Source organism: Ochrobactrum teleogrylli (assembly GCF_037482325.1).
GTDB lineage: Bacteria > Pseudomonadota > Alphaproteobacteria > Rhizobiales > Rhizobiaceae > Brucella > Brucella teleogrylli.
Genome location: NZ_JBBHKQ010000001.1, coordinates 816,645 through 837,590, shown reverse-complemented (window position 1 = coordinate 837,590; position 20,946 = coordinate 816,645). Strand labels below are relative to the sequence as shown.

Sequence of the window (20,946 nt, the reverse complement as noted above, 5' to 3'; positions counted from 1 at the left end):
GCCTCAGTCTTCCATGGCTTCGAGTTCGTCGATGATGCCTTCGATCACCGACAGACCTTTGCTCCAGAAGTTCGGGTCGGTGGCATCGAGACCAAACGGAGCCAGAAGTTCCGTGTGATGCTTGGTGCCGCCCGCTTTCAGTATGTCGAAATATTTCTGCTGAAAGCCCTTTTCGGAATTCTGGTAGACGGCATAGAGCGAGTTCACCAGACAATCGCCGAAAGCATAGGCATAGACATAGAATGGCGAGTGGATGAAATGCGGGATATAGGTCCAGAAGGTCTCGTAGCCCGGATTGAGCCGCACCGCTTCGCCGAGGCTTTCGCGCTGCACATCCATCCAGATTTCACCGATGCGCTCCGACGTCAATTCGCCTTCGCGGCGCTCGGTGTGGATGCGGCGCTCGAACTGGTAGAAGGCGATCTGGCGCACGACCGTATTGATCATGTCTTCGGCCTTCTGGGCCAGCATGGCCTTGCGTTCGCGCTTGTCCTTCGTCCGCTCCAGCAGCGAACGGAAGGTCAGCATTTCGCCGAAGACCGAAGCGGTTTCGGCCAGCGTCAGCGGGGTGGAGGCCATCAGCGCGCCCTGGCCACCAGCCAAAACCTGATGCACGCCATGGCCCAGTTCATGGGCAAGCGTCATCACATCGCGCGGCTTGCCCATATAGTTGAGCAGAACATAAGGATGCGCAGATGGCACGGTCGGATGGGCGAAAGCGCCCGGAGCCTTGCCGGGACGCACTGGCGCGTCGATCCAGTTCTTGTCGAAGAAATCCTTGGCAATCGCGGCCATTTCCGGCGCAAAATTGCCATAGGCCGAAAGCACGGTATCGCGCGCTTCATCCCACGAAATCAGGGCCTGCGGGGTTTCCGGCAGTGGTGCGTTGCGGTCCCAGTTTTCCAGCTTGTCTAGGCCGAGCCACTTGGCCTTCAGCGCATAATAGCGGTGCGAAAGGCGTGGATAGGCGTCTTCGACTGCCTTGGCGAGCGCATCCACAACCTCGCGTTCCACGCGGTTTGCAAGGTGGCGACTGTCGGCAATGTCCTGAAAACCGCGCCAGCGGTCGGAAATTTCCTTGTCCTTGGCCAGCGTGTTGGTGATCAGCGTGAAGGTGCGCAGATTGGCGCCGAATGTCTTGGCGAGCGCTTCGGACGCCTTTTTGCGCACCGCGCCATCAGCGTCCTGCAACATGTTCAGCGTCGGTTCGATGGCGAGTTCCTGGCCGTCGATCTCGAAGCGCAGGCCCGACATGGTTTCATCAAACAGGCGGTTCCATGCGCCGAAACCGGTGATCGACTTTTCGTGGAAAAGCTGTTCCAGCTTGTCGTCGAGCTGATAGGGCTTGTCCTTACGCAGATCGGTCAGCCACGGGCGATAATGGCCGATTGCCGCATTGGCATCCATGGCCTTGTCGAGAATTGCATCATCGATGCGGTTCAGTTCGAGACTGAAGAAAATGAGATGCGTGCTGGCGTCGGTCAGCTTCTGCTGCACATCGCCAAAAAGCTTCATGCGCTTCGGATCGGTCGTGTCGCCGTAATAATAGAGCCCGGCATAGGAGGCGATGCGCCCCATCAGTTCGTCCAGCGCTTCGAATTCCTTGATCGCATCGGCAAAATTGCCGCCATCGGCCTTGGCCGCTTCAGCACCCAGCTTGCCCTTCCAGCGTTCTTCGAAGGAGGCTGAATCCTTCATCGCTTTCTCGATATCGCCCTTGAGCTGCGGGCTGTCGGCTGCGGGATAAAGATCGGCAAGGTTCCATTCCGGCAGTGTGCCGAGATCGGCCTTTGCGGTAGCGGCGCTATCGCCGGATGGGGCCAGAACCGGTACGGGAAGAAGTGCGTTGAACGAAGCAGAGTCTGAAAAACGGGTCATAAGCATTCTCCTATTGGCCTTCTTCTCGCATGTCTTGCCGGGATCGCCAAGAGGGGCAACACAGCGGTACAACCGGTGTTATGTAAGCAGCCAATAAATTGTCAGTAACTTCCGCGATTACTTTTTGGGCGCTTCAAGCATTGAGTGTTTTTTAGACGAAAATTTTGTGAAACTAGCGTCAGATACTGTTTTAAGGTCTTGCAATTGTTGGCGGTTTGGCTCCAAATAGCGCGCCTGGAGCAGTAAACTTTTGTTGATTTTTTAACAGTTTAATGTGTCCGGGCGCGGGAACTCCACAGGTTGATTAAAGCTTTAATGGGCACGCGCATTCTCATAGCGGATGATGATCCGATTCACCGACGCAATATTGAAGCGATGGTCCAGCGCATGGGGTATCGCACGATCCTGGCTGACGGGGGCAATGGCGCGCTTGGTTTCGCGACGCAGCGCAAGGATATTGCGCTGATCCTGCTCGACATGGCCATGCCGGACATGGATGGTCTCAGCGTTCTCGCCAAAATGCGCGATGTGGGCGTGACCATACCGGTGATCGTGCTGGTTCAGGGCGAAGACCTGAACAGGGCCTTGCAGGCGGTGAAGCTTGGTGCAGTGGATTTCGTGACCACGCCGGTGGTTCCTGAGCGCGTCCAGCTTTCGATTTCAAATGCGCTGAAACTTGATGCGCTCGCCCACGAGGTGCGGCGCAACCGTTCGCTCAGAACACATTTTCCGCTTTCCGACATCATTGCCAGAAGCCCCGATATGGAGCGGGCGATGGTCGCCGCACGACGCGCTGCCGCATTGGATGCGCCGCTTCTTCTCGATGGGGAACCAGGCAGCGGCAAGGAAACGCTGGCCCGCGCCATTTGCAGCGCTGGCGCGAGATGGCGCGAAACTTTCATCACCGTCGATTGCCGCACACTGACAACGGACAATGTGGACCAGATCCTGTTCGGCGCGCCGGAAAAGCCACGCATGGGCGGTTCCGCGATCACGGGGCCGGAGGGGGTTTTCGGCAAGCTGGCGAGTGCCGATGGCGGCACGCTTTATCTGGATGAGGTCGGGTTCCTGCCGCGTCATGCCCAGATGCGGCTCTATTCGGCCATGCAAACGGGGCAGTTCGAGGCGGCGGGCGTTCAATACCCGTTCAATGCGCGCGTCATGGCTTCCACGACGCAGCCGTTGAGCGATCTGGTGCATACGGGGCGGTTCCATCCGGGCCTTGGCCAGTTGCTGGGGTCTTTCATGTTGCCGGTTCCCGCCTTGCGCAACCGTTCGGAAGATATTCCGGTCCTGCTGCACCATTTCACGATGCGTTTTGCCAGCGAGGAGCGGCGCGGCCATATCACCGGCATTGCGCCGCATGTGCTGGAACGGTTGCGGGTCTATGATTGGCCGGGCAATGTGCGCGAGTTGAAGAATGCGGTTTTCCGCGCCGTTTTGCTGTGCGAGACCTCCGAGCTGACCATGGCGGATTTTGCCGAACTGATGAGCAATGTTGACGGCTGGACGGGTGCGCCCCAGACAGGCGCGAGGGTGGCGACTCATGCCGGTATCGCATCCGGCAGGGTCGCGCCCGGTGTCATCAGCGGCACAAATGCCGATGGCGAAGTGCGGACCCTTGCCGCCGCCGAAGAAGAGATGATCCGCTTCGCGCTGGCACATTACGACGGGCAAATCAGTGAGGTCGCGCGTCGTTTGGGCATCGGAAGGACCACGCTTTATCGGAAGCTCAAGGAATATGGCATTGATGTGACCTCCATATCCGGCAGGGGATTCGATGACGGTCAGGATGGTGACAGTACCCCTTTCCGACGCTCCGCAGGATAGTGAAATCAGCCTAAATATTTGAATTTCAATAGTTTCTAATATTCGCTTTTTGGCGGATGGATAGGCTGTTGCCAATTAAAGACTGTTAATAGTTTTTTTACCATAGCGAAAATAGATGCGCTCCTGTGTCTTTTTTGCCATGGTGTTTCCGCATTTGTTGTTCACTAAGCGTCCATTAACCATTAAATCCGACAATTGGATCTATGGCGGAACGAAGCGGATTTCGTGCGGCGCTCAGAAAAGGTCACTTGGAAAGAGAGCTGCGGGCGAGACCAATTGCAACTGTCGTGACTGACAGTTGCCGCGAGTTTCAGACTTGTAGCCTCTGGGGGCGGACAAAACGGTAAGGCGATACGATTCGATGAACAGCATATCGACCATGAAAGCGCGTTTCGCGAATGTCTGGAATAAAACCCGGATCGGTGCGACGACGCGTCTGTCTCTCTCGTTTTCCCTTGTTGCGGCGGCAATCGCCTTTGTGGCTTCTCCCACGCAGGCTTCGGCTGAAACCCGCGCCCTCAAACTTTATTACGTCCATACCGGCGAGAAGGCGGAAATCGTCTTCAAGAAGAATGGCCGCTATGTGCCCGAAGGGCTGAAGCGCCTCAACGTTTTCCTGCGCGACTGGCGCCGCAATGAGCCGACCAAGATGGACCCGCGCCTGTTCGATCTGGTCTGGCAGGTCTATCAGTCCACCGGCTCGCGCGAATATATCAATGTGGTGTCGGCCTATCGCTCGCCTGCGACCAACGCGATGCTGCGTTCCAGCACGCGCGGCGTCGCCAAGAAGAGCCAGCATATGCTGGGTCGCGCGATGGATTATTACATTCCGGGCGTCAATCTGGCCAAGTTGCGCGGCATCGGCATGCGCTACCAGATCGGCGGCGTCGGTTATTATCCGCGCTCGGGCTCGCCATTCGTGCACATGGATGTCGGCAATGTCCGCTCCTGGCCGCGCATGAGCCGTCGCGAGCTTCTGGCACTGTTCCCGGATGGCAAGACGGCCCACCTTCCGGCTGATGGCAAGCCATTGCCGGGCTATGAGCAGGCGCTGGCCATGATCGAGAAGCGCAAGGCCGGTGGCGGCGGCGAGGTCATGGTGGCCAGCAATTCGTCATCCACGCGCAAGAGCAAGACGCTGTTTGGCGCGCTCTTCGGCGGTGGTGCGGATGAAGAAGAAGATAATGGCGATGTCGCGGCGCCAGCGACTGCGCGTCCGGCGCGCGCCACGGCTCCGGCCAAGCAGGCTCCAGCCGCAGCGCCGGTGGAAGAAGCTCCGGCTCAGCCGCGCGAAACGATGATTGCCGCATTGCCAGCGCGTGAAGCGCCGGTTCCGATGCAGGCTCCGCGTCCTGAGACTGGTTTGAACGCTCAAACACTCGAATCGCAGGCGCAGACCGGCACTGTTGCCGAGCAAGGTGCCGCTGTCGTCGCCATGAATGTGCCGATCCCGGCGCGCAAGCCTGAAATGGCGCCGCAGGATGCCGTGGCGCTTGCCGCCGCCGATCCTGATGCGGCGGCCCAGGTGGCGGATGCTTCGCCGCTCATGACCGGCTTCGTGCCGATCCCGTCGGCCCGTCCGCAGCTTGAAGGCGACGATGCGCAGGCGCAGCTTATTGCAGCGGTTGTCCCGTCGCAGCGTCCGGAACGTCCGGGTGAGCACCCTGTCGCCACCGGTCAGGATGCAATTGCAGCGCTGGTCAATAATCACGACAATGATGCCGTGGCTGTGGCCGGTGCGGGTTCTTCGCCAACGAATCCGGGTGAAGCTGGTGCTTTGCCCCTGCCGCAGCAGGCACCGCGCGCCGAGCCCAACACCCAGCTCGCAATGCTGTCCAAAAAGGACGAAATCGGTGAGCTGATCGCCCCGCCGAGCGACGATTACGACTCCGAACCGGTCGCCAAAGTGGAGATGAAACCAGCTCCGGTTCAGACGGCTTCTTTGGCGCCTGTCGCGGCACCGGTTCAACCGGCAGCCCGCGCCAAGCAGCCTGCCTCAGTTGGCAAGGCGGTTGATACGGGTGTTCGCACCACGGCCAAGGGCGCTCGTCGTGTTGCCAAAGCGTCTTCGGCAAAGCCGCGGGCCGTGGTTCAGCCGGCAGCCGTGCATAATGCAGAAATGGCAATGTCGTCGGAATCCATGGCGCAGAAGGCTCCGGTCACCAATCCGGTTCTGCGTAACGATGCGCTGCGCAGTGCCCCAGCAATGGTCTATACGGCTGGCTTCCAACAAGGCGATCTGCCCAGCGAACGCGCAAACAAGTTCAGCGGCAATGCTGTGACCTTCCTGACGGTCGCAAAATTCACCGCAACGAACTGATTGCCGCAAAGGCATCAAAGAAAAAGGGGCCACGGAGGCCCCTTTTTTATGGTCGGTTTTAGAGCGGTTCCGGTTAAAACGGAATCGTGGAACCGCTCTATCTATTTGTTTTGACGCATTATCCGACACATCGAAGCAGGATCAGAAATCAGTCCAGTGGACTGATTTCCCTGCGTAGGCGCTACGCACTTTTGCTGGAAATGCTCTAGGAACCTCAGCCTTTCAGGCTGGCTGCATCACGTGCAAGCGTGGTGATGGCGTCCCAATCGCCCGCTTCCACGAGTTCCTTCGGGGCAACCCACGATCCGCCGACGCAAATGACGTTTGGCAGCGAGAGATAGGTTTTTGCATTGGCGAGGCTGATGCCGCCCGTTGGGCAGAAGAATGTGCCAGCCAGAGGAGACGAAAGCGCCTTCAGGAAAGATGCGCCACCGGCCTGTTCCGCCGGGAAGAATTTCAGATGCGTGTAGCCTTCTTCGCGCAGCGTCAGCATTTCGCTGGGCGTGATGGCGGCGGGCAGCAGCGGCACGTCGCTGTCATTGGCCGCGTCGACAATCTGTCTCGTCGCGCCGGGGCTGACGATGAAGCGCGAACCGGCCTTTGCCGCCTGTTCATATTGCTTTGCGTTGAGGATCGTACCGGCGCCGACGATGGCTTCAGGCACTTCATCAGCCACAGTGCGAATGGCTTCCAGCGCCGCTGCCGTGCGCAAGGTAATCTCGATGGCAGGAAGCCCGCCTTTGGCCAGTGCGCGCGCCAGCGGCACGGCGTGTTCTACCTTGTCGATCAGCAGCACCGGAATAACCGGCTGGCCTTTCATGACGGGGACGAGAAGATCGGTTTTCTGGGGCATCGGCTCGCTCGGCTGTTGGAGTATTTCGGCATATTCTGCGGAACGTGCAACGATTCCGCAAAAATGGACATGCACGCAATGTGATAAATCGATTTAAATATAAGAGGCCCACTTGTCCACAGCCGGGACAAGGTTGTTTTCAGGCCGCAGACTTGAAAGTACCAAGCTGTTTTAGCCAGCGCTGATAGGCGGCGGCCATGCGCGTGTCGTAATTGTTGCGGGCGAAAGCGGGGCCATTATAGCGTCTGGCGAAGTTGCGCCAGTCGCAGGCGCGCATGACTTCCACCAGCCCCGCCTTTTCGATGAAGCGCAGCATTAGCCGCACCTGACCGGCGACCGACCCGCGCGCTTCCGCCACCAGCGCATCGACCGAAGCAAAATCGAGCCATTCCCAATGCGCGCCCATGACCTGACCCAAACCCCAGGAGGTGGATTCCAGCGCGGCTTTCTTGTCGAGACCCATGGCGCGTTCCAGCAAAAGCCAACGGCCGCCTTGCGATTTCGGATTGGCGATCTTGCCAGCTTCCGGCGCGGACAGGCCGTTCTTGCGGGCATAGTCGCGGATACGCCCGGAAAGCCTGCGGTCGAAATAATGCCCTTCGAAACGGATTGCCGGTTCCTTTTGTCCATCCACATCGTAAAGCGCGCGACCGCCGCTTTCCACTTCCGCAACTGCCAGCAAGGCCGCCGGATTGATCTCGGCCTGTTTTGCCATGACGGTCATCGCATCGATGGTCTGTTTGTCGAACATGCATTTCTCCTCTTGGACGGTGGTGTTCGTGGCGATTTTCGCCGCATCCGGGGCCGTGAGGATAAAGTTGTCTTGAATTATCGGTGTCCGGGGATTAGTTGCGGGGTAGATTTTCAAAGAAGACACAAACGATGAGCAATTTGCCTTTCACCGTCGCCGCCCTTTATTGCTTTGCGCCGCTGCCGCAATATGAAAGCCTGCGCGAGCCGCTGGCCCAGCTTTGCTGTGGAAACGGCATCAAGGGAACGCTGCTTCTGGCCGCCGAAGGGATCAACGGAACTGTGGCTGGCACAGCCGAGGCGATTGAAAAGCTTGTGCAGCATATCACCGCCATTCCGGGACTCAGCCAGCCGGAACTAAAATATTCCCATGCAAGCGCAATGCCGTTCAATCGCATGAAGGTGCGGCTGAAGCGGGAAATCGTCACGATGGGCGTCGATGGTATCGATCCGCTGAAAAGCGTCGGCACCTATATTGCCCCGCAAGACTGGAACGCCCTGATTGCCGACGAAAATACGGTCGTTGTCGATACGCGCAACGACTATGAATATGCGATCGGTACGTTCGAGGGCGCTCTCGATCCGCAGACCAAGACTTTTCGTGAATTTCCGAACTGGGTAGAACAGAACCGCGATAAGCTGGAAGGCAAGAAGATTGCCATGTTCTGCACCGGCGGTATTCGCTGCGAAAAGGCGACCGCCTTTGTGAAAGGCCTCGGCTTTGACGATGTCTTCCATCTGAAGGGCGGCATTCTCAAATATCTGGAAGAAGTCCCGCAGGAAGAGAGCATGTGGAACGGCGAGTGCTTCGTGTTCGACGAGCGCGTAGCCGTTGGCCATGGCCTGACCGAAAGCGACGTGGAGCTTTGCCGCGCCTGCCGTCGTCCGATCACGCCAGAGGACAAGCTGTCGAAGTTCTTCGAGGAAGGTATTTCCTGCGCCGGTTGCTATGATGAGCGCACGCCGGAAGATCGCGCCCGTTATGCCGAGCGTCAAAAGCAGATCGGTCTCGCCAAAGCGCGTGGACAACACAAGCATATCGGCAGTTGAGCCTTCTTTAGCCACTAGCCAAACAAGTTGCACCGCATTATGGTGACGCCGATTTCGGAACGAACTGAATTCGTTACGGAATTTTGGGCGGCTTTTGCATGGACGCCCGTGCATCAAGGGTCTGACGGCATCCGGGTCGCGTTTGCCTCCATCACACCCATCATCGCAAAAAAGCGCGCCGGTTCATTCCGGCGGATGATGGTGTTTGTCCGTTCAAACGGGCAATATGGAGGGTAGTCATGAAAAAACTTATCGCCGCATTTCTTATCACAATTGCCGCTGGCACCGCTTCGGTCGCGCATGCCGCCGAAACGGTAACGGTCTTTGCCGCCGCGAGCATGAAGGATGTGATCGAAGAAGCCGCCAAGCAGATCAAGGCCAAGGACGGCACGGAAGTGGTCGCTTCCTTCGCGTCTTCGTCAGTGCTGGCCAAGCAGATCGAACAGGGCGCGCCGGCGCAGATTTTCATTTCCGCCGATCTCGACTGGATGGACTATGTCGAGAAGGCCAATGCCATCGACAAGGCGTCGCGCAAGGTAATCGCGGGCAATGCGCTGGTTATCGCCACGCAGAAGGATACGGCGAAGGCCGATGCCAAGGAACTGTTGAGCGCTGGCCGTTTCTCCATGGGCGATCCGTCCAACGTGCCTGCCGGTAAATACGGCAAGGCTGCGCTGGAAAAGCTCGATATCTGGAAAGATGTCGAGAAGAATGGCGTCTTCGCGGAGAATGTGCGCGTGGCACTGCAGTATGTCAGCCGTGGCGAAGTTAAGGCGGCCATTGTCTATGCTTCCGACCGCGCTGCAGCGCCGGATCTGGTGGAAGCCTACCGGTTCCCGGCAACCAGTCACGCGCCGATCCTCTATCCGGCGGCTCTCATTGAAAAGAATGAAAACGATGCCGCCAAGGCCTTCCTTGCTTTCCTTGAAAGCGATGCCGGTCAGGCGATCATCAAGGACAAGGGCTTTGTCGGCGCTGCGGAGGCGGGCAAGTGATGATGGAAGTTGGCGTCTGGCCGATTGTGCTGCTGTCACTCCGGGTTGCCGGAATTGCCATCCTCGTCGCTTTGCCAGTCGCGTTCCTTGTCGCATGGATTCTTGCACGGTTCGATTTTCCGGGCAAATCTCTGGCGCAGGCGCTTGTGACCATGCCGCTGGTTCTGCCGCCGGTGGTCACAGGCTATCTGCTGTTGATCCTGTTCGGTGCAAGAGGGGCGTTCGGCGCACCCATGCAGGAATGGTTCGGCCTGTGCTTTTCCTTTCGGTGGACCGGTGCTGCTCTTGCCGCCGGTGTCATGGCGTTTCCGCTGCTCGTCCGTCCGATCCGCCTGTCGATTGAAGGGCTGGATCGTGGGCTTGAAGAAGCGGCGCGGACATTGGGCGCCAGCAGGCTTGTGGCCTTTTTCACCGTGATCCTGCCGCCGCTTTTGCCGGGCGTTCTGGCGGGTGCCGTGCTTGGTTTTGCCAAGGCGCTGGGTGAATTCGGCGCGACCATCACCTTTGTTTCCAATATTCCCGGCGAGACGCAAACCCTCTCGCTTGCGATTTATGCTTTGATGCAGACGCCATCGGGCGACGCTGAAGCCTTCCGACTGATTGCCATATCGGCTGCGATTTCCATCATAGCCGTCGCGCTGTCCGAATGGTTGCAGCGCAGGCTTGCCGGAGATGCCAAATGAGTGGGCTCTTTGTTTCCATCAAGGGCCGCAATGGCAAATTCGCCGTTGAAGCCGATTTTGCAGCGGGTGGTGGCGTCACTGCTTTGTTCGGCCATTCGGGGGCGGGCAAAACCACGCTTTTGAAGATGATTGCCGGAACGTTGCGCCCGGAAAGCGGTCGCATCGCGGTTGGCGATTTTGCGCTGTTCGACGCCGATAAAGGCATTGATCTGCCACCGGAGAAGCGGCGCATCGGCTATGTCTTTCAGGAAGCCCGCCTGTTTCCGCATATGAGCGTCAAGCGCAACCTGACCTATGCGCGCTGGGCGGGACACCGGCAGGCCACGCGCAACTTCGATGAGGTGGTAACGCTTCTCGGCATCGAACAGCTTCTCGACCGTCGCCCAACGACGTTATCGGGCGGCGAGCGCCAGCGTGTCGCTATTGGCCGGGCGCTGTTGTCAGATCCGGCACTACTGCTGCTGGACGAGCCGCTTTCCTCGCTGGATCATGCGCGCCGACAGGAGATATTGCCCTTTATCGAGCGGTTGCGTGACGAAAGCCGTGTGCCGGTTGTCTATGTCAGTCACGAAATAGACGAAGTGGCGCGGCTTGCCGATGAGATCGTGCTTCTTTCCGGCGGCAAGGTGACGGCGAGCGGCGAGGCGGCAGAAATATTTCCGCTGATCGATGAAGGCGATGGAGCAGGCGTGCTGCTGGAAGGCACGGTCGCCTCTTATGACCAGAGTTACAAGCTGGCGGAAATCGACCTTGGTGGCGCGTTGTTCCAGTTGACGGATGCGGGTCTAAAGCACGGCATGCATGTGCGACTGCGCGTGCGGGCGCGGGACGTTTCTCTGGCGCGTCAGGCGCCAGACGCAATCAGCATTCGCAATGTGCTGCCGGTCATCATTACGGGCATCGAAGCAGGCGAGGGGCCGAACGCGCAGGTCTCCCTCGACTTTCACGGGCGGCATCTGGAGGCGCGTCTGACGCGCCGCTCGGTGGACGATCTTGGCTTGCGGGCAGGCGAACGGGTGGTTGCCTTGGTGAAGGCTGTCTCGGTGGACCGGGCTGCCATTCGGTAAAAATGAAACGGCTACAATAATCTGGTTTGCGTGGCACCGCTTTTATGCTCCTGTCGGCTGACTGGGAGAACAACATGACTGATTTGCAGAACTGGACGCCACGCCCGAAACCTGAACGCAAAGTGCTGGAAGGGCGCTATGTGCGCCTTGAACCGCTCGAACCGCAAAAGCATGGCGACGAGCTTTTTGCAGCGTCGTCGGTGACTGACGCCGACCAGCGTTTCACCTGGTTGTTCGAATTTCCACCCGCAACCCGCGCGGAATTCGAGCCTTGGCTGGACAAGGTGTCAAAAAGCGAGGACCCGTTGTTCTTCGCCGTCATCGACAAGGCCAGTGGCAAGGTGGCCGGTCGCCAGACCCTGATGCGCATTGATCCTGTGCATGGCGTGATCGAGATCGGCAATATCTATTGGGGGCCGCTGATTTCGCGCAAGCCCGCGGCAACGGAGGCGCAGTTTCTGTTCATGCAATATATCTTCGATGAGCTTGGCTATCGTCGTTATGAATGGAAGTGCAACAACGACAATGCGCCGTCCAAGCGCGCAGCGGAGCGTTTCGGCTTCACCTTCGAGGGGATTTTCCGCCAGCATATGGTGGCCAAGGGCAAGAACCGCGACACGGCCTGGTATTCGATCCTCGACAGTGAATGGCCTGCGCTCAAGAAAGCCTATCAGGCATGGCTTGCACCGGAAAACTTTGATAGTGACGGCCAGCAGATAAAGAGATTTGAGGAGTTCCGAAATCTTGGCTGAACCGCAGAAAAGCCATCCGGCCATCGCCGCCGCCGTCATCCTGATTGGTTTCGGGGTACTCGCTTATTTTGTGCCGAGCATCATGCTGGCACTGGGCGCGCGCTCGCATGTGGCCGCCGCAATATTCGCGATTGTATTTGTGCTGGGTTTCTTCGCCATTTTCTGGCTGCGCTCACGCCGCCAGAAAAAGCAACGATAGACCCAACTCCAGTCAGTGCAGGTCCTTTGTATAGACGAATTTGGGCATGCTCCAGTTGAAGCGCAGCGCCAGAAGTCGCAGAACAAGCCCGGCCGCCATCGCCACGAAGGCGGCGGGACCGTGCGGCACATTCAGATATAGGCCGCCGAGAAAAATGCCGCCGGTGACGACTGACACGGTGGCGTAGAGCTCCGAGCGGAACAGCAGTGGCACATCGTTGCACAGCACATCCCGCAACACGCCGCCGACGCAGCCGGTAATCATGCCTGCTGCAATCACGACGATGATCGGCATATTCATGCCAAGCGCCACGCCGCAGCCAATCACCGTGAACACCACCAGGCCGATAGCGTCGAGGAAAAGGAACATCTGCCGCAGGCGATGCATATGGCGCGCGATGAGGATGGTGGCCAAAGCAGCAAAACCGGTGATCACCAGATAGCTCGGATGCTGCACCCATGACAGCGGATGATGATCAAGCAGAACATCGCGTACCGACCCGCCGCCAAGGGCGGTTACACAGCCAAGCAGGAACACGCCAATCCAGTCCATTTCCCGACGCCCGGCGGCCAGCGCTGCTGTCATGGCTTCGGCGACAATGGCCGTGATATAGAGCACGTGAATGAGTTCTTCGCTTGCCGCGCCGCCCATACGTTTTTCCTCGTCTGATTGCTCAGGCGCAGTATTGGCCTCTATACGGATAAGATTTGATAAACAAAGCCGATAATGCTGACTAACGGAGCGGATGCCGTGAGGGCTAGTAAAGCTTCAACGGTTGGATTTGTGGATGCTCGCAAAAATATTGGCCGCGAGATAGCTTTCATCGAAGCTGCAAATCTGCATGAGCGCCGTCCGGTTGAGGAATTTCACCTCATTGTTCCGGAAGGTCAAGAGATTGTCCTCCCGCAGTTCGCGGAGCATCCGGTTGGTGTGGATCGGCGTCAGGCCGAGCGCATCGGCCAGTTCGCTCTGGGTGATGGGGCAATAGAAGCCGTTCTCGTCGCCGGTGCCATTGGCCCGCGCGCGATAGCCCAGTTCAAGCAGAAGATGTGCAACGCGCGAAACTGATGCGCGTCGTCCCAGACTGATCAGATGTTCCAGCAGGATGGTGCGCTGGCGCGCCGTCATCTCCATGAAAGCCATGGCCAGACGCGCCGATTTCAGCATGTTTTCAACCAGCGTATCGAGGTTGATTTCCAGCACCGAAATGTCAGTGATTGAAAACAGCGTGTAATAGTTGAAGCCCAATCCCGTGCGGAACCCCAAAAGGTCGCCCTTCATCGGAAAGTCGAGGATCTGCCTGTCGCCATTCGGCAGGTCGCGATAGATGCAGCACCATCCGCTGTTGATGATGAGCACCGAATTCGTCCAGTCACCCTGTCTGGATATGATCGTATGTGGCGCATAGTGCCTGGTCGAAACCGGCATCGATCGCAGAACATTCAGGTCATTCGCCTCGAAGGTCGCATCGATGGGTGGGTTCTTGAGAAGATTGAGCAGCGTGTTGTCTTCGTTATTCAGCCCCATCGGCGTTACCCGGTGCGTGGTTTGGATATCAGGATGATTGCCCGGCTCGTCCTGCACGAAAAGCGTCATATTCGATGACCAAGCTTCCGTGAGGGGCAATGATTTTGCAAGAGGGCATTTTCTACCACTAATTGGGTAGAATAACGGATACACCCTAAACCATATTTCTATTCGCCCGTTAATCTAGGTTAATGACAGCCCGGGGGAGTTCGGCAATAATTTAGAAAAATAAGAAATATACAAGATCTTAGGGCGACTGAATACAATCATAAAATAGAACACGATGTAATCCTTGTGTTTAATTGCGATTAAACATGGAAGAGGGTTGCGTTCTTAAAAGATTCAGAGGGCGTTAAAATGAATATTTCTGCACAGTTCAAGGATAAGGACGAGAGCCTCAACTCTCGCAATGTGTATGGGGGCCGCGTTGCTGATCAGCGTGACTTTACCAAGGAAAGGGAACAGTCCCTGATCGTCATCATAGACAGCCGCGCCTTGGATCGCGAATGTCTGGCGCATGGACTGACCAATAATTGCGCCGATATGGCCATTGCAACCTTCAGTTCCTTCGAGCAATGGCAACATCAGCGTCGCAGCCGGACCGCTGCCGCTGTTCTCTTCAATGTGGGCGGGCAGAAAGTATCCGATCCGGCGGTCGGCAATTATCTGAAATCACTCGTTTCCGAATGCGCGCCTGCGCCGGTGATCATCCTTGCCGACAAGGAAGAAATATCGCAAGTCGTCCGCGCGCTGGAGCATGGCGTGAAGGGCTATATCCCCACCTCGGTCAATCTCAATGTCTGTATCGAAGCGCTGCGCCTCGCCATGGCGGGCGGCACTTTCGTCCCGGCAAGCAGTGTTCTGGCGCTGCGCCATGCAACCGACACGGGCGCGCAGCGTATTCAGCCCCTCGGCGGCATGTTCACGCAGCGGCAGGCCGAAGTCGTCAATGCGTTGCGTCGCGGCAAGGCCAACAAGATCATCGCCTATGAGCTGAAGCTGCGCGAAAGCACGGTGAAAGTGCATATCCGGAATATCATGAAGAAGCTCAAGGTCACCAACCGCACGGAAGTAGCCTGCATCATTAATGAGCTTTTCCCTTCGGAAACTTCATTTTCCGACCTGCAATAGCCGTCCAATCCAAGCTGATCCTCCCGTGAAGGAGCATTGTTGTGATTATCTCCGACGTTTCATCAGGAAGCGCGCGGCAGCCGGTTGCCGACCTTCTGGATACTGTCAAGCGCAGAAGACTGATGCTGACCGTGCCCATTCTCGTGGGCATAGGGGCCGGTTTCCTTGGCTATATGAATGCCCCGGTCTCTTATGTTTCGGAGGCCGTGGTTGTGCTGGACATGCGCCGTCTGCAGGCGCTTCCAAGCGAAAGCGCCATCACGCCGCTGCCGCAAGATAGCCCGGTTTTGCGCTCCGAGCTTGATATCATCAATTCGCGGATGATGGCGCGCAAGGTCATCGATATCCTGAAGGCGGACGGCTTCACGGTGCCGCCAGCGGCCACGCAGGATAGCGATCCGGCGACGCAGGAGCGGCAGCAGATCGATCTTCTGCTGTCGCGGTTGCAGGTTACCAATGACGGTCGTTCCTATACGATCTTCATTTCCTATCGTGCATCCGATCCTATCTATGCGGCCAAGGTCGCCAATGCATTCGCGACCGCCTATCTCGATCATCAGGTGGATGTGCAGCAATCGGCGGCCAAGCGCGTCAGCGAGTGGCTTGGCGAAAAGCTGGTCACATTGCGCAACGATCTTGAAACCGCCGAACGGGCGGCGGAAGATTTCCGGCAGAAATCCGGTCTGGCAGGCGATCAGGGGCAGATGACCTTTCAGGCGCAGCGCGTTGCGGCCCTGAATACGGAGATTGTCGCGGCAACCGGGGCTGTGTCGTCTGCAGAAGCCCGGTTGCAGACTGCGCAAGCTCTGAAAGGCAGCAGCGATGCACCGGCCTTGGCTGAAGTTCTGGCCTCGCCGGCCATCCAGCAATTGCGTAATGAAGAGGCGCGTGTTGAACGCCAGCTGGGCGAGCTGCAATCGAACGGTGCTTTGAAAAGCGCCGAGATTCCGGTTTTGACGGCAGAGCGGGATGCGCTGCGACAACAGATTGTCGGGCAGGTCGATCAGATCGTGCAGAGCCTTGGCAATGAAATCCAGATCGCCCGGCAAAGGCGGTCAAGTCTCGAAGAGGCGCTGAAAGCCGCTGAAGCGGACCTTGCCAGCGCCAATCAGGCGCAGGTAACGGCGGCGCAGCTCGACCGCGAAGCCAATGCCAGCCGCGTTGTCTATGAAAGTTATCTGACGCGGTACAAGCAGCTGATCGAGCAGGACGGTATCGCCTCGGCAGAAGCGCAGCTTATTTCCAGCGCCGAACCGGCGATGGCCAAGGCAAGCCCGAAACTGATCAACTGGCTGCTGCTCGGCATCGGCTTGGGCGGGCTTTTTGCCGTTGCGGGTGCGATGCTGAAGGAGACCTTCGATCGGATCAGACCGGCGCAGACTTCATCGCTCGCTTTGCCGGGAATTCCGGCGGCAACCTTGCTGCCTAAAACGCCGCGCCTGACCGTACCTTTGCTGATCAATGGCGGGCTGGACCCGGCCAGCGCTTTCGGGCGCGCCATCAAGTCCGTGCACGATCGTCTGCGGGCGTTGACGCGAGGACGCGATTCACTCGCTCTATCCGTCATTTCCCTGTCCGATACCGACGGCAAAAGTCTGGTAATCACGGCGCTGGCACAGCAATTTGCCGCGAGCGGTGTTTCGATAGCGGTGATTGATGCGACCAATGGCCAGTCCGGCCTTTGTGCGGCTTTCGGTCTGCCTGTTGGTGATTTGCAGCCACCCGCTACAGCCAAAAAGCTGAGTGGTGCGGCACTGATTCACGATCATGGCTCGGGCATCGATATCATCAGGCCGCATCGACCAGCCCCGGAAGGCGACTGGCTGGGCGGGCTCATTGCGCAGCTGCGCGCCGATCACAAGATCATCCTGGTGGATTTGCCGCCCTTCAAGGAAGACAAGCGGTCGGTTCTGATGTCCCGCGCCACGGATACAGCACTTCTTGTGGTCAGCGATGACCGGCGCGATTCCGGTGCAACCAATGCGCTGGTGCAGACGCTGGCCTCTTTTGGCCGCAAGCCCGCGCTTGCCGTCGTCAGTCAGGCCCCGGCGATCTACACAGGAAGGATGGCCGACACGTTGGCGACAGGCCGCGCCCTGCTGTCGGCGCTATTCAAGCGCGGTCGTTCCGCGCCGGACCAGACCCAGAGACAGGTATAGGAGGGGGAGCCATGCCAAAGATCATAGATAGGCACCGCTTCGCCCGTCATTTGCAGGCATCGGTGTTTTCCGCCGCGCTGTTGTTCGGCGCGGGCAATCTGGCGCTGGCCGAGGGGCAGATTTACCGCGTCGGAGCGAATGACGTGCTGCAAGTCACGGTTTATGGCCAACCTTCCCTCACCGGGCTCTATCCCGTCGATGTGGATGGCAATATCGGTTACCCGGTTGTCGGCAACGTTTCCGTGCGCGGACTGACGACGATTGAAATCAGTGAGAGGATCGCCGCATCCCTGTCGCAGCATATTCCGGGTCTGACGGTGACAGCGACGATCAATCAATATGCGCCGGTCTTTGTTGTCGGCGATATCAAGTCGCCCGGCAAATATGAGTACAGGCCGGGTATGGTCGCGCTGGAACTGATGGCGCTCGGCGGTGGCGCGGGCAAGGGCGAAGCGCCCGCCATGACCGCAGGGATGCAGCTGATCGCTGCGCAGCAGGAATATTCCGATCTGCAATTGCAGATTGCCGCCCAGACAATCCGCCGTGCGCGCCTTGCTGCCGAATTGCAGGGGGGCGAGTTCGACTACACGCCATCGCAGCAATCCAACGTATCGAAAGACGATCAGGTGATGGTCCAGCATATGCTGGAAGGCGAACGCACGCTGTTCGACGTGCGCCGCACCAATATGAAAGCCGAGCGGCAGGCGCTGGAAGCGCAGGTCGCAAGTTATGGCGATGAAATCCGCACATTGCAGGAAAGCATCAAGCTGCATGATTCCGAAATCCAGCTGTTGCAGGAAAATGTAGATTCCAGCCGGTCGTTGGTCGATCGCGGCCTTGCCGCCAAATCGAACCTGCGTGATCAGGAACGTGACCTGTCGGCGACCCGCCGCGATGCGCTGGAGCTGGCGTCATTTCTGGCGCGGGCGCGGCAAAACCAGCTCGCCGTGCAGCAGCGTATCGCCAATCTGGAAGAGGTCCGGCGCAGCGATGCGGCAACCAGCTTGCAGGAGGTCGATCTCAATCTGGCGCGGATGGAGCGGCGCAGCGGCGCGCAAATCCAGACCATGGCGGAAATCGCCAAGTCTTCCGGCAATATCTCATCATCCGATATGCGCAAGAAGCTGATCTTCACGATCAGCCGCAACGTCAATGGCTCGTTTCAGGACATCGTCGGCAACGAGCGGACGGAAATCAAACCGGGCGATATTCTGCGTATCGAACTCGATATGAGCAAAATCAACACGTCGCCGTCGTAGTGAGCCGTTTCCCTCATCCTGAGGAGCCGCCGCATGCGGTGTCTCGAAGGACGGGAAACGGCTGGCAAACATATCAATTTCCATCTGGAACCCTCGTGCTTCGAGACGGCGCTGCGCGGCTCCTCAGCATGAGGGTGTGGGCGATAATGGGTGAAACAGTTCCTCTATGCCGCGACGGCTTCAGCGCTTTCTTCCACCCATGCGGAATAGACGGCGCGCAGGCCATCTTCGAGGCTGATGCGTGGCCTCCAGCCGAGTGCGGCCATGCGGGATGTATCGAGGAACTTGCGCGGCGTGCCATCCGGCTTGCTCAGGTCATGCTCGAACCGGCCCTCATAGCCCACGACGCGGGCAATCAGCAGCGCCAGATCCTTGATCGATATTTCCTCGCCGGAGCCGATATTGACCGGCTCGAACCCATGGTGAAACTGCAAGAGATGCAGGCAGGCATCGGCCAGATCGTCCACATGCAGGAATTCGCGCAGCGGGGTGCCGCTGCCCCATAGGGTCACCTGCTCTGCACCCATGATTTTCGCTTCATGGATTCGGCGCATCAACGCTGGCAACACATGCGACGTTTTCAGGTCGAAATTATCATTCGGACCGTAGAGATTGGTCGGCATTGCCGTCATGAAGCACTCACCGAACTGGCGCGCGCAGGCCTCGGCATATTTCAGCCCGGCAATCTTGGCGATGGCATAGGCCTCGTTGGTCGCTTCAAGCGGCCCCGTCATCAGGGCGTCTTCGGTCAGCGGTTGCGCCGCGTCGCGCGGGTAGATGCAACTGGACCCCAGCCAGAGTAGGCGTTCCACGCCGGTCTGGTGCGCGGCGTGGATGACATTCATGCCGATGGCGAGATTGTCATAGAGAAAATCGGCGGGGGATTGCGCATTGGCAAGAATGCCGCCGACATGGGCCGCCGCAATGATGATGACATCAGGTTTGCGCCCGGTAATGAAGTTCTCGGTTGGTCCCTGACGGGTCAGGTCCAGCGCGCTGTGCGCGGCAGTGATGATGTCGCAATCCGTGCCGTGCAGGCGGCGCAGGATGGCCGAACCGACCATGCCGGTATGCCCGGCGACGAAAATCTTCTTGCCTGCCAGCGAATAGACCGGTTCTGCGGTCCCGTTAATGTCCATAGAAGTCATTGCGCCCAGCCTCCCGCATGATATTGCGCAAATCCCAATCCACCATCTCGGCAACAAGGCTGTCGAAGCCGGTCGTGTGCTGCCAGCCAAGGCGGCTATGGGCTTTCGATGCGTCGCCCAACAGGAAATCCACCTCATTCGGACGGAAATAGCGCGGGTCGATCTCGATCAGGCAATTGCCGGTCTTCCGGTCGATGCCAATTTCCTCCACGCCATCGCCCTTCCATTCGATCTGCTTGTCGACGGCCTTGAAGGCATGTTCGACAAATTCACGCACCGTATGGGTCTCGCCAGTGGCGAGCACATAATCATCCGGTGTCTCTTCCTGCAGGATGCGCCACATGCCCTCCACATAATCGCGGGCATGGCCCCAGTCGCGGCGGGCATTCAGATTGCCAAGACGCAGCTTGTCCTGCAAACCGCGCTCGATGGCCGCAACGGCGCGGGTGATCTTGCGGGTAACGAAAGTCTCACCGCGCAGCGGGCTTTCATGGTTGAACAGGATGCCGTTCGAGGCGTGGAAACCATAGGCCTCGCGATAATTCACCGTGGTCCAATAGGCATAGAGCTTGGCCGTTGCATAAGGGCTCTGGGGCATGAACGGCGTATGCTCGTTCTGCGCGTGTGGCGAGGAATTGCCGAAAAGCTCGGAGGTTGAAGCCTGATAGAAGCGGCTGGTCTTGCCAAGGCCGAGAATACGGATGGATTCCAAGAGGCGCAGCGTGCCGAGCGCATCTGTATTAGCGGTGTATTCCGGCGTTTCGAAACTCACCTGCACATGGCTTTGCGCGCCGAGATTGTAAATCTCGTCGGGGCGCACTTCCTGTATGACGCGGCATAGATTGGTGGCGTCGGTCAAGTCGCCGAAATGCAGGCGAAAGCGCACGTCTTCCTCGTGCGGATCCTGATAGAGATGGTCGATACGCCCGGTGTTGAACGAGGACGAACGCCGCTTCAGACCATGAACGCGATAGCCCTTCTTGAGCAGAAGCTCACTCAGATAGGCGCCATCCTGGCCGGTAACACCGATGATGAGCGCGGTTTTCTCACGCTGATTATCATGCAAGCTATCGTGCAATCTATCGTTCAAGGGACTGCCCTCCGTCCTGAATATCCATGAGACCATGTTACCGATTTCGTGTCGCGGCAGAACGGCTCCAAAACGGCAAGGACGGCTGTGCCTAACCCTCTTCGGGTGAAGCGGTGATGGTGTCCGCCATGGCCCGATGCACCCAAAGAGGTAGGCACTTCGCCCGCTTGGCGTGCCGCCCATGCCTTTGGGTTCCTTGCGATGAACGACCCGCTGTTGCGATGCTGCTTCCATGAGGTCGAAAAGACGGGAGAC

Annotated in this window: 18 protein-coding genes; 11 read left to right on the top strand and 7 right to left on the bottom strand. The window is 58.3% G+C overall.

Annotated elements, in window-relative coordinates:
• Window positions 1–3: 3 nt before the first annotated feature.
• On the bottom strand, window positions 4–1,878 hold the full coding sequence (locus WIX40_RS03930) for a M3 family oligoendopeptidase (RefSeq protein WP_339438613.1): 1,875 nt from the start codon (window positions 1,876–1,878) through the stop codon (window positions 4–6).
• Between the two features lie 315 nt (window positions 1,879–2,193).
• Between WIX40_RS03930 and WIX40_RS03925 the strand changes: the two genes are divergently transcribed.
• Both WIX40_RS03925 and WIX40_RS03920 read left to right on the top strand, forming a co-directional pair.
• Window positions 2,194–3,708, top strand: a complete 1,515-nt coding sequence (locus WIX40_RS03925; protein ID WP_171318677.1) for a sigma-54-dependent transcriptional regulator — start codon at window positions 2,194–2,196, stop codon at window positions 3,706–3,708.
• Between the two features lie 379 nt (window positions 3,709–4,087).
• Entirely contained in the window at window positions 4,088–6,028 is a 1,941-nt protein-coding gene (locus WIX40_RS03920) for a peptidoglycan L,D-endopeptidase MepK (protein WP_371830833.1), read from the top strand.
• 214 nt (window positions 6,029–6,242) lie between these two features.
• On the opposite strand, the gene WIX40_RS03915 is transcribed toward WIX40_RS03920, so the two are convergent.
• Entirely contained in the window at window positions 6,243–6,881 is a 639-nt protein-coding gene (locus WIX40_RS03915; protein WP_109367712.1) for a 2-dehydro-3-deoxy-phosphogluconate aldolase, read from the bottom strand.
• Window positions 6,882–7,020: 139 nt separating this feature from the next.
• Window positions 7,021–7,632 (bottom strand): N-acetylmuramidase family protein, encoded by a 612-nt coding sequence (locus WIX40_RS03910; protein ID WP_339438610.1) that lies wholly within the window; start codon window positions 7,630–7,632, stop codon window positions 7,021–7,023.
• A gap of 131 nt (window positions 7,633–7,763) precedes the next feature.
• On the opposite strand from WIX40_RS03910, the gene trhO reads away from it, so the two are divergent.
• The 6 genes from trhO to WIX40_RS03880 all read left to right on the top strand — a co-directional run bounded on the left by trhO (window position 7,764) and on the right by WIX40_RS03880 (window position 12,377).
• Window positions 7,764–8,681 carry an oxygen-dependent tRNA uridine(34) hydroxylase TrhO gene (trhO, locus tag WIX40_RS03905; RefSeq protein ID WP_121538738.1) on the top strand — a complete coding sequence of 306 codons (918 nt, stop codon included), beginning with the start codon at window positions 7,764–7,766 and terminating at the stop codon, window positions 8,679–8,681.
• Window positions 8,682–8,920: 239 nt separating this feature from the next.
• A complete protein-coding gene (gene modA / locus WIX40_RS03900) occupies window positions 8,921–9,676 on the top strand; it encodes a molybdate ABC transporter substrate-binding protein (protein ID WP_339438606.1) in 756 nt (251 codons plus the stop codon).
• Window positions 9,676–10,359 carry a molybdate ABC transporter permease subunit gene (gene modB / locus WIX40_RS03895; RefSeq protein ID WP_371834117.1) on the top strand — a complete coding sequence of 228 codons (684 nt, stop codon included), beginning with the start codon at window positions 9,676–9,678 and terminating at the stop codon, window positions 10,357–10,359. Before modA ends, modB begins: the two co-directional genes overlap by 1 nt.
• On the top strand, window positions 10,356–11,426 hold the full coding sequence (modC, locus tag WIX40_RS03890) for a molybdenum ABC transporter ATP-binding protein (protein WP_339438602.1): 1,071 nt from the start codon (window positions 10,356–10,358) through the stop codon (window positions 11,424–11,426). The genes modB and modC overlap by 4 nt, the downstream gene beginning before the upstream one ends.
• A 74-nt stretch (window positions 11,427–11,500) precedes the next feature.
• The gene (locus WIX40_RS03885) at window positions 11,501–12,178 is read left to right on the top strand and encodes a GNAT family N-acetyltransferase (RefSeq protein WP_339438600.1); all 678 of its coding nucleotides are present in this window, start codon (window positions 11,501–11,503) and stop codon (window positions 12,176–12,178) included.
• The gene (locus WIX40_RS03880; protein ID WP_109367705.1) at window positions 12,171–12,377 is read left to right on the top strand and encodes a hypothetical protein; all 207 of its coding nucleotides are present in this window, start codon (window positions 12,171–12,173) and stop codon (window positions 12,375–12,377) included. The genes WIX40_RS03885 and WIX40_RS03880 overlap by 8 nt, the downstream gene beginning before the upstream one ends.
• 12 nt (window positions 12,378–12,389) lie before the next feature.
• On the opposite strand, the gene WIX40_RS03875 is transcribed toward WIX40_RS03880, so the two are convergent.
• Both WIX40_RS03875 and WIX40_RS03870 read right to left on the bottom strand, forming a co-directional pair.
• Window positions 12,390–13,028 (bottom strand): trimeric intracellular cation channel family protein, encoded by a 639-nt coding sequence (locus WIX40_RS03875; RefSeq protein ID WP_171318664.1) that lies wholly within the window; start codon window positions 13,026–13,028, stop codon window positions 12,390–12,392.
• 117 nt (window positions 13,029–13,145) lie between these two features.
• Complete coding sequence (locus tag WIX40_RS03870) at window positions 13,146–13,904, bottom strand: Crp/Fnr family transcriptional regulator (protein WP_109368019.1); 759 nt, start codon at window positions 13,902–13,904, stop codon at window positions 13,146–13,148.
• 357 nt (window positions 13,905–14,261) lie between these two features.
• Between WIX40_RS03870 and WIX40_RS03865 the strand changes: the two genes are divergently transcribed.
• Genes WIX40_RS03865 through WIX40_RS03855 form a run of 3 tightly spaced genes read left to right on the top strand, consistent with a single transcriptional unit; the run spans window position 14,262 to window position 18,453 of the window.
• A complete protein-coding gene (locus WIX40_RS03865) occupies window positions 14,262–15,035 on the top strand; it encodes a response regulator transcription factor (RefSeq protein ID WP_109367703.1) in 774 nt (257 codons plus the stop codon).
• Window positions 15,036–15,076: 41 nt separating this feature from the next.
• Entirely contained in the window at window positions 15,077–17,194 is a 2,118-nt protein-coding gene (locus WIX40_RS03860; protein WP_339438595.1) for a GumC family protein, read from the top strand.
• An 11-nt stretch (window positions 17,195–17,205) separates the two neighbouring features.
• Entirely contained in the window at window positions 17,206–18,453 is a 1,248-nt protein-coding gene (locus tag WIX40_RS03855; protein WP_339438593.1) for a polysaccharide biosynthesis/export family protein, read from the top strand.
• Window positions 18,454–18,617: 164 nt separating this feature from the next.
• On the opposite strand, the gene WIX40_RS03850 is transcribed toward WIX40_RS03855, so the two are convergent.
• Both WIX40_RS03850 and gmd read right to left on the bottom strand, forming a co-directional pair.
• Complete coding sequence (locus WIX40_RS03850) at window positions 18,618–19,592, bottom strand: GDP-L-fucose synthase family protein (protein ID WP_339440928.1); 975 nt, start codon at window positions 19,590–19,592, stop codon at window positions 18,618–18,620.
• Window positions 19,582–20,667: a GDP-mannose 4,6-dehydratase gene (gene gmd, locus WIX40_RS03845; RefSeq protein ID WP_371834142.1), complete on the bottom strand. Its 1,086-nt coding sequence runs from the start codon at window positions 20,665–20,667 to the stop codon at window positions 19,582–19,584. Before gmd ends, WIX40_RS03850 begins: the two co-directional genes overlap by 11 nt.
• Between the last annotated feature and the right edge of the window lie 279 nt (window positions 20,668–20,946).